General features: G+C 72.0%; 14 protein-coding genes. 6 read left to right on the plus strand and 8 right to left on the minus strand.

The features are described 5' to 3' along the window. Positions 1–128: 128 nt before the first annotated feature. The 3 genes from AC07FY_RS07865 to AC07FY_RS07875 all read left to right on the plus strand — a co-directional run bounded on the left by AC07FY_RS07865 (position 129) and on the right by AC07FY_RS07875 (position 3,575). Positions 129–1,151 carry a carbohydrate ABC transporter permease gene (locus tag AC07FY_RS07865; protein ID WP_479002117.1) on the plus strand — a complete coding sequence of 341 codons (1,023 nt, stop codon included), beginning with the start codon at positions 129–131 and terminating at the stop codon, positions 1,149–1,151. An 86-nt stretch (positions 1,152–1,237) separates the two neighbouring features. Next, positions 1,238–2,056: a carbohydrate ABC transporter permease gene (locus AC07FY_RS07870; protein ID WP_479003148.1), complete on the plus strand. Its 819-nt coding sequence runs from the start codon at positions 1,238–1,240 to the stop codon at positions 2,054–2,056. Between the two features lie 7 nt (positions 2,057–2,063). Continuing rightward, on the plus strand, positions 2,064–3,575 hold the full coding sequence (locus tag AC07FY_RS07875; RefSeq protein WP_479002120.1) for a glycoside hydrolase family 3 protein: 1,512 nt from the start codon (positions 2,064–2,066) through the stop codon (positions 3,573–3,575). Between the two features lie 95 nt (positions 3,576–3,670). On the opposite strand, the gene nagB is transcribed toward AC07FY_RS07875, so the two are convergent. Further along, entirely contained in the window at positions 3,671–4,456 is a 786-nt protein-coding gene (gene nagB / locus AC07FY_RS07880) for a glucosamine-6-phosphate deaminase (RefSeq protein ID WP_479002123.1), read from the minus strand. An 808-nt stretch (positions 4,457–5,264) separates the two neighbouring features. On the opposite strand from nagB, the gene AC07FY_RS07885 reads away from it, so the two are divergent. Continuing rightward, the gene (locus AC07FY_RS07885) at positions 5,265–6,734 is read left to right on the plus strand and encodes a sensor histidine kinase (protein ID WP_479003151.1); all 1,470 of its coding nucleotides are present in this window, start codon (positions 5,265–5,267) and stop codon (positions 6,732–6,734) included. A gap of 167 nt (positions 6,735–6,901) precedes the next feature. Here AC07FY_RS07885 and AC07FY_RS07890 read toward each other — a convergent pair whose 3' ends face one another. Continuing rightward, positions 6,902–7,159, minus strand: coding sequence for a WhiB family transcriptional regulator (locus AC07FY_RS07890; RefSeq protein ID WP_003953983.1), 258 nt, complete (start codon positions 7,157–7,159; stop codon positions 6,902–6,904). Between the two features lie 319 nt (positions 7,160–7,478). Further along, on the minus strand, positions 7,479–8,444 hold the full coding sequence (locus AC07FY_RS07895; RefSeq protein ID WP_479002126.1) for a diacylglycerol/lipid kinase family protein: 966 nt from the start codon (positions 8,442–8,444) through the stop codon (positions 7,479–7,481). Positions 8,445–8,539: 95 nt separating this feature from the next. Here AC07FY_RS07895 and AC07FY_RS07900 point away from each other — a divergent pair, with 95 nt between their 5' ends. Next, a complete protein-coding gene (locus tag AC07FY_RS07900) occupies positions 8,540–9,010 on the plus strand; it encodes a hypothetical protein (RefSeq protein ID WP_479002129.1) in 471 nt (156 codons plus the stop codon). A gap of 31 nt (positions 9,011–9,041) precedes the next feature. Here AC07FY_RS07900 and AC07FY_RS07905 read toward each other — a convergent pair whose 3' ends face one another. The 3 genes from AC07FY_RS07905 to AC07FY_RS07915 form a co-directional block, all read right to left on the minus strand. Continuing rightward, positions 9,042–10,133: an RNA polymerase sigma factor SigF gene (locus tag AC07FY_RS07905; RefSeq protein WP_479002132.1), complete on the minus strand. Its 1,092-nt coding sequence runs from the start codon at positions 10,131–10,133 to the stop codon at positions 9,042–9,044. After that, the gene (locus AC07FY_RS07910) at positions 10,130–10,543 is read right to left on the minus strand and encodes an ATP-binding protein (RefSeq protein ID WP_030153599.1); all 414 of its coding nucleotides are present in this window, start codon (positions 10,541–10,543) and stop codon (positions 10,130–10,132) included. The genes AC07FY_RS07905 and AC07FY_RS07910 overlap by 4 nt, the downstream gene beginning before the upstream one ends. A gap of 203 nt (positions 10,544–10,746) precedes the next feature. Continuing rightward, positions 10,747–11,007 carry a UBP-type zinc finger domain-containing protein gene (locus tag AC07FY_RS07915; RefSeq protein ID WP_479002135.1) on the minus strand — a complete coding sequence of 87 codons (261 nt, stop codon included), beginning with the start codon at positions 11,005–11,007 and terminating at the stop codon, positions 10,747–10,749. A gap of 62 nt (positions 11,008–11,069) precedes the next feature. Between AC07FY_RS07915 and AC07FY_RS07920 the strand changes: the two genes are divergently transcribed. Then, a complete protein-coding gene (locus AC07FY_RS07920) occupies positions 11,070–12,647 on the plus strand; it encodes a Na+/H+ antiporter (RefSeq protein WP_479002138.1) in 1,578 nt (525 codons plus the stop codon). A gap of 111 nt (positions 12,648–12,758) precedes the next feature. Here the strand turns inward: AC07FY_RS07920 and AC07FY_RS07925 are convergent, their stop codons facing one another. Further along, positions 12,759–13,670, minus strand: coding sequence for a 1-aminocyclopropane-1-carboxylate deaminase/D-cysteine desulfhydrase (locus tag AC07FY_RS07925; protein WP_479002141.1), 912 nt, complete (start codon positions 13,668–13,670; stop codon positions 12,759–12,761). A gap of 40 nt (positions 13,671–13,710) precedes the next feature. Further along, a complete protein-coding gene (locus AC07FY_RS07930; protein ID WP_479002144.1) occupies positions 13,711–14,301 on the minus strand; it encodes an N-acetylmuramoyl-L-alanine amidase in 591 nt (196 codons plus the stop codon). Positions 14,302–14,364: the final 63 nt, after the last annotated feature.

Below are 14,364 nucleotides of genomic sequence, written 5' to 3' on the forward strand. Positions count from 1 at the left end.
CTGCACCCGCAGCACGCGCAGTACCCAGCAGTGTGAACGCACCGGGGGGTGCGGCAGGCGCCCGCAGCGTCCGCCGCGCCCCCGGTCGCGCATGTGACTCCACAGTCAACCGCGAGGAAACGAAGACCATGACTGTGCACTCCCAGGGGGCGGCGACCAGCGCTCCACAGGACGCACCGATGAAGTCCGCCGCGCCGCCGCCCGAGGCACCGGCCGGCGGGGACGACCGCGGCCGTACGTCTCCTCGCGGGACCGGGAGGTCGCTCCCGTCGGGCTGGCTGCCCTACCTGCTGATCGGGCCCGCGGTGCTCAGCCTCGCGGCCCTGCTGCTCTACCCGCTGATCAAGAACGTGATCCTGTCCTTCCAGGACATCAACAAGATCGAGTTCATCCAGCGGAAGTACCCCTTCGCCGGGTTCGCCAACTACACCGAACTGCTCGCCGACCCGACCTTCTGGACCGTCGTCGTCCGCAGCTTCGGCTTCACCCTGGCCAACGTCGCCCTGATCATGGTGATCGGCAGCCTCATCGGCATGCTGCTGAACAGGCTCGGCACGAAGATGCGCCTGGTCCTGTCGATGGCGCTGGTCATGGCCTGGGCCATGCCCATCGTCGCCTCCGTGCAGGTCTTCAAGTGGCTCTTCGACGAGCAGTTCGGCGTCATGAACTGGCTCATGCGCACCGCCGGCTTCGCCGGCTACGAGCAGCACAACTGGATGGAGACCGGCCTCTCCACCCTGGTCATCGTCACGGTCCTGGTGGTCTGGGGCTCCATCCCCTTCGTCGCGCTCAACATGTACGCCGGCCTCACCACCGTCAGCTCCGAGCTGTACGAGGCCGCCCGCATGGACGGCGCCAACGGCTGGCAGACCTTCTGGAAGATCGTCTTCCCGAACCTCAAGCCGTTCTTCCTCGTCACCACGTTCCTCGAGGTCATCTGGGTCTTCAAGGCCTTCACCCAGGTCTACGCGATGAACAAGGGCGGCCCCGACCGCGCCTCCGAGATCCTGCCGGTCTTCGCCTACGTCGAGGGCCAGAGCCAGGCCCACTACGGCCTCGCCGCCGCGATCTCCGTCCTGACGATCGTGATCCTCGTGGTCGTCATGTCCTTCTACTTCCGACTGATCCTGAAGCAGGAGGAGGAGAGTTGAGCACCACCACCGCCCCCGGGGCGGCCCCGTCCGGCCCCGCCGCGCCGGCCGCGCAGCCCGCGCAGAAGCTCCGTACGCGCCGGCCGCTGCGCCCCGCAGCCGTCGCCAAGAACGCGGGCGCGCTGCTGCTGGCCCTCGTCTTCGTCTTCCCCGTCTACTGGATGTTCTCCTCGGCGCTCAAGCCGTCCAGCGAGATCCTCACGAAGGACCCGGTCTTCGTCTTCACCCCGACGCTGGACAACTTCACCAAGGCCACCGGGGTCGACCGGTTCTGGACGTACGTCACCAACAGCGTCCTGGTCACCGTCGGGGCCGTGGCGCTGGCCCTGCTCGTCGCGCTCGCCGCGAGCTTCGCCATCGCCCGCATGAAGTTCAAGGGCCGCAAGGGCCTCGTCCTCGCCGTGATGATGGCGCAGATGGCTCCCTGGGAGGTCATGGTCATCGCGATGTACATGATCGCCCGCGACGGCGAGATGCTGAACAGCCTCCCGCTGCTGACCGCGATCTACTTCGTGATGGTCCTGCCCTTCACCATCTGGACCCTGCGCGGCTTCATCGCCGCCGTCCCGGTGACCCTGGAGGAGGCCGCCCAGATCGACGGCTGCACCCGCGGCCAGGCCTTCCGCAAGGTGATCTTCCCGCTGCTGGCCCCCGGCCTGATGTCCACCTCGCTCTTCGGCTTCATCACCGCCTGGAACGAGTTCGCGATGGTCCTGATCCTGAACAAGGACAAGTCCGCGCAGACCCTGCCGCTGTGGCTCACCGAGTTCCAGAGCGCCTTCGGCAACGACTGGGGCGCCACCATGGCCGCGTCCTCCCTGTTCGCCGTACCGGTCCTGCTGATCTTCATCTTCCTCCAGCGCAAGGCCGTCGGCGGCATGACCGCCGGCGCCGTGAAGGGATAACGGCACCATGACTGTCCTTGCGCACAGGGTGGACACCGTCACCCGCGACGCCCTCGCCGTCCTCCAGCCCGGCTTCGAGGGCACCACCGCCCCCGCCTGGCTGCTCCGGCAGGTCCGCGACGGCCTTACCGCCGTCGGCCTGTTCGGCCGCAACATCGCCTCGCCCGAGCAGCTCGCCGCGCTGACCGCGCAGCTGCGCGCGGAGCGCGAGGACGTCCTCGTCGCCATCGACGAGGAGGGCGGCGACGTCACCCGCCTGGAGGTCCGCGGCGGCTCGTCCTTCCCCGGGAACCTGGCGCTCGGCGCCGTCGACGACACCGCCCTGACCCGGGAGGTGGCCCGCGAGCTGGGCCGCCGGCTCGCCGAGTGCGGAGTCAACCTCAACTGGGCCCCGTCCGCGGACGTGAACTCCAACCCGGACAACCCGGTGATCGGCGTACGGTCCTTCGGCGCCGACACCCACCTCACGGCCCGGCACACCGCCGCGTACGTCGAGGGCCTGCAGGCGGCCGGGGTCGCCGCGTGCACCAAGCACTTCCCCGGCCACGGCGACACCAACGTCGACTCCCACCACGCGCTGCCCCGCATCGACGCGGACCTCGACACCCTCCAGGCCCGTGAGCTCGTGCCCTTCCGGGCCGCGATCGAGGCCGGCACCAAGGCGGTGATGAGCGCGCACATCCTGGTGCCCGCCCTGGACCCGACCCGCCCGGCCACCCTCAGCCCGCAGATCCTCACCGGCCTGCTGCGCAAGGAACTCGGCTACGAGGGGCTGATCGTCACCGACGGCATGGAGATGAACGCCATCGCCGGGACGTACGGCATCGAGCGCGGCTCGGTGCTGGCCGTCGCGGCCGGCGCGGACGCGATCTGCGTCGGCGGCGGGCTCGCCGACGAGGCGACCGTCCTGCGCCTGCGCGACGCGCTGGTGGCGGCCGTCCGGGAAGGCGCGCTGCCGGAGGAGCGGCTCGCCGAGGCCGCCGCGCGGGTCCGCGCGCTGGCCCAGTGGACCCTCTCCCGGACGCCGTCCGGGGGGACCCCCGGGGCCCGGCCGGACGCGCGACCGGAGGGGGGTCGCACGTCCGGCGTCGGCCTGGCGGCGGCCCGGCGGGCCGTCACCGTCACCGGGGCGCCCGGTCCGCTCGCGACCGCCCCGTACGTGGCCACGCTGGCCCCCGTCGCGAACGTCGCCGTGGGCGACGAGACCCCGTGGGGGGTGGCCGCGGAACTCGCCGCGCTGCTGCCGGGGACGGCGTCGGGGGTCTACCCGGAGGGTGCGTCGGCGGCGGACGTCCTGGCGGCGGCCGGTGGCCGGACCGTGGTCGCCGTCGTCCGCGACGCGCACCGGCATCCGTGGATGGCCGAGGTGCTGGACGCGCTGGTCGCGGCGCGGCCCGAAACGGTCGTGGTCGAGATGGGCCTGCCCCAGTCCGCGCCCCGGGGCCGGCTGTACGTGGCGACGCACGGGGCGTCGCGGGTCTGCGGCCGGGCCGCCGCCGAGGTCATCGCGGGCGCGTAGCCCCCTGCCGGTCCCGGCGGCGCCCGTCCCGGGCCGCGTCGGACACGGAGAAGGCCGGGCCCCCTGGGTGGGGGGCCCGGCCTTCGCGCGTACCGCTACAGGCCCTGCCAGGCCGGCTTGTTGGCGTAGGTGTGCCGGAAGTAGTCGGCCAGCTTCAGCTTCGAGGCGGCCGCCTCGTCCACGACGACGGTCGCGTGCCGGTGCAGCTGCAGCGCGGAGGCCGGCACCAGCGCGGACAGCGGCCCCTCGACCGTCTGCGCGACGGCTTCGGCCTTGCCCTCGCCGGTGGCCAGCAGCACCAGGTGGCGGGCGTCGAGGATCGTGCCGATGCCCTGGGTGATGACGTGGTGGGGCACCTGGTCTATGTCGTCGTCGAAGAACCGGGCGTTGTCCACGCGGGTCTGCTCGGTCAGCGTCTTGATCCGGGTGCGGGAGGCCAGCGAGGAGCACGGCTCGTTGAAGCCGATGTGTCCGTCCGTGCCGATGCCCAGCAGCTGGAGGTCCACGCCGCCGGCCTCGGCGAGCGCGCGGTCGTAGGCCTCGCATGCGCTCACGATGTCCTCGGCTGAGCCGTCCGGGCCCATGAAGGAGGACTCGGACAGCCCGAGCGGCCGGACGACCTCGCGCAGCACGACCGCGCGGTAGGACTCCGGGTGCCCGGCCGGCAGGCCGACGTACTCGTCGAGCTGGCAGATCCGCGCCCGGGACGCGTCGACCTCGCCGGCCCCGACCTTGGCGGCGAGGGACTCGTAGATGGGCAGCGGGGTGGAGCCGGTCGCCACGCCGAGCAGGGCGTCGGGCTTGCGGCGGACCAGTGCCGCCATGGCCTCCGCGATGAGCTCTCCGCCTGCCTTGGCGTCCGGGACGATGACAACTTCCACGCGGGGCCTGCCGATCTGAGTGGGGTCCCCCCGGCGGGGCGGGGGGAGCGGGGCATGTTGTGGTATAGACCAATCTACCAGAACCGGGTCCCGCCCCACCCGGTTGCGCACCCCCCTTCCCATGGTGGTCCGGATCCCCTCGGACGCACCCCGGCAGGCGTGGGTGGGGGAGGGCGGAGGAGGGCAGCGGGAGGGGTGCCGGCCGGGCCGGGGGGCGTGGTGGTGCTCTGCGGAGGCGCCTGCGGGGCGGTCGATGTGACGCCCGACGGCTCTGGCGCTCGCTCGCGCCCGCTGCGGTGGCGGGGCCGACCCGGATCGGCGTCTCGGATCGGGGTCTCGAGGTGGCCGGCGGCCGGCGGCGCGTCGTGTGCGCCCGTCGCGCGGTGGTGGACGCGCGGTGGTCGGCTGTCGAAGGGCCTCACGGAAGCCCGCAGGCCGTGCTGGATGCCGCGCGATCCGCTGCGGCTGTTCCTCTGGGCCACGGTGCCCGACGGGACCCTCAGCCCGTCCGGCACCGTAGCCCGGAGTACTCACGGCCGAGGGTGTGCGGTTCCCGCGGCCGTTGGAGGTGCCTGCGCGGTCAGGGCAGAGCGCGCGGCTTACCTCGATCCGTCCTCCTGTGCGGGGAGGGCGGAAGCTTAAGGCAATTGTGGACTAGACCATTCTGTTCTGTCCATCCAATGACGGGACCCGGAATGCCGTCACTTCCTCCAACAGTACGCGTTCCGGGCCCCTCCTGTGTACTGCTCGGTACTCCCGTGGGGAAAGTCATGCGGCGTACCCGGGGTACGCTCGCCCCGTGCCCTCCATGAACGACCTCGTACGCCAGCACACCGCTCTCAGTGAAGTCGAGCTGGAGTGGCTGCACCTGCTGGTCTCGGAGTGGCAGCTGCTCTCCGACCTGTCCTTCGCCGACCTCGTGCTGTGGGTGCCCACCCTGGACGGCACCCGCTACGTCTCGGTCGCGCAGATGCGCCCGAACACCGGCCCCACCTCGTACCAGGACGACATGGTCGGCCACCTGGTGCCGCGCGGCCGGCGCCCCCTGCTCGACGCGGCGCTGGACGAGGGCCGGATCGTGCGCGAGGGCGACCCGGAGTGGCGCGAGGAGGTGCCGGTGCGCGTCGAGTCGATCCCCGTGCGCCGCGAGGGCCGGGTCCTCGGTGTGATCGCCCGCAACACCAACCTGCTCACCGTGCGTACACCGAGCCGGCTGGAGCTCACCTACCTCCAGTCCGCCTCGGACCTGGCGCAGATGATCGCGGCGGGCTCCTTCCCGTTCCCCGGCCAGCAGGTCGACATGGACGCGTCCCCGCGCGTCGGCGACGGCCTGATCCGGCTCGACGCGGACGGCGTGGTCACCTACGCCTCGCCGAACGCGCTCTCCGCCTACCACCGGCTCGGCCTCGCCTCCGACCTGGTCGGCCAGCACCTCGGCGACACCACCACCGAACTCGCCCCCTCCCGGGGCCCGGTGGACGAGGCCCTGGTCAAACTGGCCAGCGGCTGGGCCCCGAGGGAGACCGAGGTGGAGGGCAACGGCGGGGTGATCCAGCTGCGCGCCATCCCGCTGAAGCCGAAGGGGACCAGGATCGGCTCCCTGGTGCTGTGCCGCGACGTCACCGAACTGCGCCGTCGCGAACGTGAACTGATCACCAAGGACGCGACGATCCGGGAGATCCACCACCGGGTGAAGAACAACCTCCAGACCGTGGCGGCGCTGTTGCGGCTGCAGTCACGGCGGATGGATTCGCCCCAGGGCCGTGAGGCGCTCAACGAGGCCGTGCGCCGGGTCGGTTCGATCGCGATCGTGCACGAGACGCTGTCCCAGAACCTGGACGAGCGGGTGGAGTTCGACGAGATCGCCGACCGGGTGATCGCGATGGTCTCGGAGATCTCGCCCGGCAAGGTGGTGTGCCGGCGCACCGGACGGTTCGGGATCCTGGACGCGGAGGTGGCCACTCCGCTGTCGATGGTGCTGACCGAGATCCTGCAGAACGCCCTGGAGCACGCCTTCACCCAAGGGGAGACGGGCACGGTGGAGGTGTCGGCGAGCCGCAGCGGAACCGGTCGCGCCGACGGGCGGCTGCTGATCACCGTGCTCGACGACGGCGGCGGCCTGCCCGAGGGATTCGATCCGCAGCGGGCCGGGAACCTCGGGCTGCAGATCGTCCGCACCCTCGTGGAGGGCGAGCTCGGCGGAAGCTTCGACATGCTCCGGGCGGTTCCGCGCGGCACCAAGGTCGTCCTCGACATCCCCTCGAGCCCGCAGAAGTAACGCAGGGAGCGTCACGCAGCGTGACGACCCCGCGCTTCCTGCCGGCCGGGGCGGGTCCGGAAAGCACTGAGCCCCGGACCGATGGTTCCCGGTCCGGGGCTCAAGAGCACGTTGCCAAGCGCTTCTTCTGGTACTACGCGCTGCGCGTCGAGGCTCGAAAGTCGTTGTCAGGCGCTGGCGTTGCGCGCCCGGTTGCGAGCGGCGCGGCGCTTCATCGCGCGGCGCTCGTCCTCGCTGAGACCGCCCCAGACGCCGGAGTCCTGACCGGACTCGAGCGCCCACTGCAGGCACTGCTCCATGACGGGGCAGCGGCGGCAGACGGCCTTGGCTTCCTCGATCTGCAGCAGCGCAGGACCGGTGTTGCCGATGGGGAAGAACAGCTCCGGGTCTTCCTCACGACAAACGGCGTTGTGACGCCAGTCCATGGCTGCTACCTCTCTTGATGTGTCTTGCCCGTTGCTTGTGAATGTGAACGCTTTCACGAATCCCCCCGTGGGGGAAGGGCCGACACCCAGTCGCCTGGTGTGGTCCGGAGATTCGTGGAGGGGTTCTGGCGGTCTGTGTGGGTGCCGGTTCTGCGGGCTGTCCCGATCGCCATGTAGAGATTCGCAAACCTCGGACGGGGATACAACCCCTTCCGGAAAGTTTTTTTTGATTCGTCGGTGTCTACTAGGTCACAGCCCTACTTCGTGGGGGTGGACCAGCGTGTAAACGTTCGAGTGAAAGGACTTTGGGCCCTTCCACTCACACAATCACACGCAGTGCCCGCCGTACGCCTGTGAACCGAACGCTGGTACGCAGACCGAGGTGGTCTCCGTCCATCTGGAACGGAAGAGGAACCTTGGAATGCAAGGTGAAGTCGGTCAGATCGTGTAGAGACACCGCGTGCTTGCCGTGCGGACCCCGCTCAGGAGTCGAGGTCAGGAGCTGTGTGGCGTAGCGCGCGACGGCCGGAGTTGACAAACGGTTGAGCGCCAGTACGTCAAGCGCAGTATCGAACGACGCCTCGGGGGAGGCGTACAGCGGTCGATTGCCCAGAAACGTCCACGGCGAGGTGTTGCAGACTATGGACAGCACCAGATCCGTCACCGGATCCGCCCCGGGACGCTCCAGCGTGACCGTGCCGTGCCGCCGGTGCGGATCGTCCCAGAACTGCCGCATCAGCTGTCGTACATACAGGGCGTGTGTCGAACGCTTGCCGCGCTCGCGCTGCTGCTCCACCCGCCCCACCACCCCCGCGTCGAAACCGAAGCCCGCGCAGAAGGTGAACCAGCGGGCCGGGACCGACTCGTCCTCCGTGCCCGGGGTGCCGGCCGCCAGGCCGAGGCCCACGGTCCGCTCGCGCTGCTCGCGCAACGCGTCCAGCAGGGCGCCGGTCGCCTCGACGGCGTCGTTGGGCAGGCCGAGCGCACGGGCGAAGACATTGGTGGAGCCGCCGGGGACCACCGCCAGCCGGGGCAGCCGCTCCGGATCGGGCCCCTCGTGCAGCAGCCCGTTGACCACCTCGTTGACGGTGCCGTCGCCGCCGAGGGCCACGACGAGATCGAGCCCCTCGTGGGCGGCCCGCCGGCCCAGGTCCCGGGCGTGGCCCCGGTACTCGGTGGTGACGGCCTCCAGCTTCATCTCGCTGGCCAGTGCGTGGGTCAGGACGTCACGCGTGCGCGCGCTGGTGGTCGTCGCTGCTGGGTTGGCCACGAGAAGTGCACGCATGTGCGTCAGAGTACCCACCCCGTCCCCGAGCGTCGAAAGGCGTCCCCGCCGCCCGTGCCCTCCGCCATCCGGGGGCACGCGGCTACCCTGCTGGAGTGAGTAAGAAGCAGCCCGCGAAAGCCGCCGCCCCCGCCGCCGCTCCCGCCGTCCCGCCTGCCGCGGCCTCCGCCGCGCTGCCCGGACGGCTGACCGCCGCCGCCGTGCTGACGGCCCTGGAGGGCCTGGCGCTGGCCGGCCTCGGCGTCTACATGCTGTTCGTGGGCATCGCCGGTGATCCCGATTCCCCGCAGCAGGCGGAGACGGGCGGCCTCACCCTGCTCGCGCTCGCCGCCCTCCCGCTGGTCGCGGCCCGCGGCCTGCGCCGGGGCCGCAGCTGGAGCCGCGGCCCGGCCCTGATCACCCAGCTGATGGCGCTGCCCGTGGCCTGGACCCTGTACAGCACCGGCGGGGCGATGATCGCCGCCGCGGTGGCGCTGGCCCTGACGGCCGTGGCGGTCGCCGCGCTGCTGGTGAATCCGACGGCGACCGAGGCACTGGGCATCGGGGCCGGCTCGCAGGCCCGATGATCTGATCCGCCCGTCCGCCCGTCCCTGATCCCTACTCCTCGACGAGCAGCTTCTCGCGCAGCTGGGCCAGGGTGCGGGCCAGCAGGCGGGAGACGTGCATCTGGGAGATGCCGACCTCCTGCGCGATCTGCGACTGGGTCATGTTCCCGAAGAACCGCAGCAGCAGGATCCGCTTCTCCCGCGGCGGCAGCCCCTCCAGCAGCGGCTTGAGGGATTCGCGGTACTCGACGCCCTCCAGCGCCTCGTCCTCCGCGCCCAGGGTGTCCGCGACGGCCGGGGACTCGTCGTCGGTGTCCGGGACGTCCAGCGAGAGCGTGCTGTAGGCATTGGCCGATTCCAGCCCCTCCAGCACCTCCTCCTCGGAGATCCCCAGCCGTTCGGCCAGTTCGTGCACCGTGGGGGAGCGGCCGTGCTGCTGGGACAGTTCCGCGGTGGCCGTCGTCAGCGAGAGCCGCAGCTCCTGCAGGCGCCGGGGTACGCGTACCGCCCAGCCCTTGTCGCGGAAGTGCCGCTTGATCTCGCCGACCACCGTGGGGGTGGCGTAGGTGGAGAACTCGACCCCGCGGTCCGGGTCGAACCGGTCCACCGACTTGATCAGTCCGATGGTCGCGACCTGCGTCAGGTCGTCCAGCGGTTCGCCGCGGTTGCGGAACCGCCGCGCCAGGTGCTCGACCAGCGGCAGGTGCATCCGTACCAGCCGGTTGCGCAGCTCGGCCTTCTCCACCGACCCGTCGGGCAGCGCCCGCAGCTCGATGAACAGGGCGCGGGCCCCGCTGCGGTCGCGCGGGTCCGGCAGTGGCGCCGTCACCTGGAAGGCGGGCGCCTCCGCCGCACCCGGCACATCGGCCGCGTCCGGCAGCTCCGCCGCACCCGGCGCCTGCGCCGCGTCCGGCAGCTCCGGGGCCGTGGCGGCGGCCGCCGGTGGCCGCGCCGGCCGTGGTTCTTCGTGCTGGTTGTCGCTCATAGGGCCCGCCCGTCGCTCCGCCGAGTCCAAAAAGGCGCCTTCCGCATCCGTGTCGGCCGGGTGCGGCCGGGCGTGCTGCTGCTCCGGGATGCCGCCGTCGACCTCGTGCCGTACCCGGGGCCGATCCCCGCCCCGCACCGGGATCTCCCCGCCGCTCACGCCGGGCCTGGCCCCGCGCCGCGTTGTTTGTAGAGACTGATGCTCACCGTCCGGTCCTCCTCGACCGTCGACTCGACCTTGCCGGCCAGGGCCGACAGTACGGTCCAGGCGAACGTGTCGCGCTCAGGCGCACGGCCGTCCGTGGTCGGCGCCGAGACGGTCACCTCCAGCGAATCGTCCACCAAGCGGAAGACGCAGCTGAGGACGGAGCCGGGCACGGCCTGCTGGAGCAGGATCGCGCAGGCCTCGTCCACCGCGATGCGGAGGTCCTCGATCTCGTCGAGGGTGAAGTCCAAACGTGCTGCGAGACCGGCCGTGGCCGTGCGCAGAACCGACAGGTAGGCACCCGCAGCGGGCAGCCGGACTTCCACGAAGTCCTGGGTCCCGGGCTCGCCTGCGATCTGGGACACCCTCACCTCCAAGGTGGTACGAGCTCTGTTCGCCGGTGACGCTACCGCGATCCGGGCGATCGTGTCGCGGCACCCCTCGTGTAGCCCGCGCAGGGAACCCTTCCTCCGGCCGGTGACCGATGGTAAGCCCATGGGTACACACAGTGGCTAGGGGTCTGCGGGGTCAAATCGGGGGAACCGGCGGAGGGTTGACCTACCCCTCCTCAGACGATCGAACCGTCGACGAAACACCAGCGCCAGATCTCGCCCGGCTCGAAGCTCCGCATCACCGGGTGGCCGGTCTTCTCGTGGTGCCCGGTGGCGTGCCGGTAGGGCGAGGAGTCGCAGCAGCCCACGTGCCCGCACTCCAGGCACATCCGCAGGCTCACGGGATGACTCCCGGCCGCCAGACATTCCGTGCAGGTCCGGTCGGAGGGGACGGGCTCGGGGCGCGGCAGTTCGGCAACGTGGGTGCACTCGCTCATGATGGCCAGCGTACGGCCAGGACGCGGGTGCGCGACGGCCAGGACGACGACGAGGGGATCCGATGGAGGTCTTGCCGCTGGTGGCACTGATCGCGGGAAGCGCCGCCGTGGCGGGCGCGGCCCGCCGGACACCGGTGCCCGCGCCGCTGCTGCTCGTCGCGGCCGGGCTGCTCGCCGGTTATCTGCCGGGCGTGCCCTCGTACGTCCTCGACCCGCACATCGTGCTGCCGCTGCTGCTCCCGCCGCTGCTCCACACGGCCGCGGTGGACAGCTCGTACCTCGACCTGCGCGCCAATGCCCGCCCCATCGCCATGCTGTCGGTGGGCTACGTGCTGTTCGCGACGCTCGCCGTCGGGTACGCGGCCTACCTGCTGGTGCCGGGGCTGTCGCTGCCGGTCGCGCTGGTGCTGGGCGCGGTCGTCGCGCCGCCGGACGCGGTCGCCGCCACCGCGATCGCCCGCAAGCTCGGACTGCCGAACCGGATCACGACGATCCTGCAGGGCGAGTCCCTGGTGAACGACGCCACGGCCATCACCGCGTACAAGGTGGCCCTCGCGGCCGTGGTCGGGACGAGCGCCGGCTGGGCGGGCGGCATCGCCGAGTTCCTGCTGGCCTCGGTGGGCGGGGTCGGCGTGGGCCTGCTGCTGATGGTGCCGATCCACCAGCTGCGCACCCGGCTGAAGGAGCCGCTGCTGCAGAACACCCTGTCGCTGCTGGTCCCCTTCGTGGCGTACGCGGTGGCCGAGCGGGTGCATGCCTCCGGCGTGCTGGCGGTGGTCGTGGTGGCGCTGTACCTGGGGCACCGCAACTGGCAGGTCGACTTCGCCACCCGGCTCCAGGAGGAGGCGGTGTGGAAGGTGGTCGCCTTCGTGCTGGAGTCGGTGGTCTTCGCGCTGATCGGGCTCCAGCTGCCGGTGGTGCTGAAGGGGCTCGGGGAGTACGAGGGCGCGGTGGCGGCCTGGTACGCGGTCGTGGTGTTCCTCGCGGTGGTGGGGAGCCGGTTCCTGTGGGTGTTCCCGGCGACCTTCGTGCCGCGCTGGATGTCGCGGCGGATCCGCACGCGCGAGCCGGACACCGACTGGAGGGCGCCGGTGATCGTGGGGTGGGCCGGAATGCGGGGTGTGGTCTCGCTGGCGATCGCCTTCTCCGTGCCGATGACGGTGCCGCACCGCAATCTGATCCTCTTCCTCACCTTCACGACCGTCATCGGCACGCTCGTCGTGCAGGGGCTCACCCTGCCGCCGCTGATCAGCATGCTGCGCCTGCCGCCGCGGAACCTCCAGGCGGAGACGCTGGCCGAGGCGCAGGCGCAGAGCGAGGCCTCGCGGGCGGCGGACGAGCGGCTGACCGAACTGCTGGAGTCGCCCGCGAACCGGCTTCCGCCCCCGCTGGCCGACCGGCTGCGCACCGTCCTGGAGCGGCGGCGCAACGCGGTGTGGGAGCGGCTGGGCGAGGTCAACCCGGTGACGGGGGAGTCGGCCGACGAGGTCTACCGGCGCCTCGCGCGGGAGATGATCGAGGCCGAGCGGGAGGTCTTCGTCTCCCTGCGGGACCAGCGCCGCATCGACGACGAGATGCTGCGGGGGCTGCTGCGCCGCCTGGACCTGGAGGAGGCGGCGGCCTACCGGGAGGAGGGCTGAGCCCGGGCCCTGCCGGCGGCGCCGGGCCGACCGCCCGGCCGCAGCCGGCCCGCCGGCACCGGCCGGCCCGCGGCGGCCGGATCGGCGTTGGCCCGGTCGGCAGCGGCCCGCTCAGGGCCGGCCCGTGACGACGGCGGCCAGGGCGGTGCCGCGGGGGAAGGCGCCGGAGGCGGCGAGTTCGGTCAGGGCCCAGAGCAGCTTGGCGACGTAGATCCGCTCGACGGGAAGCGCGTGCCGGGCCTCGAAGTCGGCGGCGAAGGCGTTCAGCGCCGCCGGGACGCGGGCGTAACCGCCGTGGTCGAACCCCTCGGCCAGGGCCCACTCCCCGGCGGGACCGCCGAAGGCGGCCAGCTGGAGGGAACGTATCTCCGCGCCCAGGAAACCGCCCGCCAGCACCGGTACGCCCAGCGCCCGCTGCCCGGGGCCGAGCCCGGCGGCCAGCCCGGCCAGGGTTCCGCCGGTCCCGCAGGCCACGGCCACCACATCGGCGGCGCCGCGCAACTCGCGGCCGAGTTCCGCGCAGCCGGTCAGCGCGAGGGCGTTGCTGCCGCCCTCGGGGACCACGTACGCCGCGGGACCCGCGCCGGCCGCGTCCAGCAGCCGGGCGAGCACCTCGGGCTCGGCCTTGCGGCGGTACTCCGACCGGGAGGCGAAGTGCAGCCGCATCCCGTCGGCGGCGCACGCCTCGAGGGACGGGTTGAGCGGCCGCCGGGCCAGCTCCTCGCCGCGCACGACGCCGACGGTCTCCAGCCCGAGCAGCCGCCCGGCCGCCGCGGTGGCCCGCAGGTGGTTCGAGTACGCCCCGCCGAAGGTCGCCACGACCCGCCGCCCACCGGCCACGGCGGCCCGCAGGTTGGGCGCGAGCTTGCGCCACTTGTTGCCCGGCAGCTCCGGATGCACCAGGTCGTCCCGCTTCAGCAGCAACCGGACCCCGCACCGCTCGAACCGCTCGTCGCGGACCTCCTGCAACGGGGACGGCGGGCGGGGCCGCAGGAGCGCGTCGAGGTCGGCGGAACGGTTCACCCGTCCATTGTGAGCCGTCCCGTGCCCCGCCCCGGCCGACCTACTTCAGGCGTTCCGCGACGCGGCCGCGCAGGGTGGCCATCGTGAAGCCCCTGGGGTCGATCTTGCCCGGCTGCCATTCCAGGTGGCCGATCACCGAGCGGGCCGTCCACGCGTGGACGCGGCACAGGGCCGCCGCCGCGCGGGTGATCGCGTCGAGCTGGACCGCCGGCCAGGGGTCCTCGCCGTCGCCGAGGTTCTCGCACTCGAAGCCGTAGAAGTGTCGGTTGCCGTCGGTGTCGGCCTGGTTGTCCGGCGGCAGCCGCTTCTCGGCGATCACCGCCGCCAGGACGTCGGAGTCCCCGGCCCCCGCGTGGTTGGCACGGCCGTAGCCGACCAGGTGGACCCGGCCGTCCTTGGTGATCACGCCGTGGCAGAGCGGGCCGGGGAGGCGGGAGTGGCCCCGGCGGCAGAGGGACACCGTGTTCGCGGTGCCGCTGGTGACCGTGTGGTGGATCATCACCCCGTGCACGGGCCCCCAGGGACCCTTGTGGTTGCGGTTGTGGGTACGCCAGGCGCCCACCTCGACGACGGTCAGACCCTCGCCCCGCAACGCGCCGACGAAACGGTCCGCGGACATGGGTGCGGCCATGGCCCCCCCTTCTCCCGTGGACACGCCTTGTGTCCACGTCATCACTCTGAGGTGTAGTGGAGG

The organism is Streptomyces sp. NPDC045967 (genome assembly GCF_056430495.1).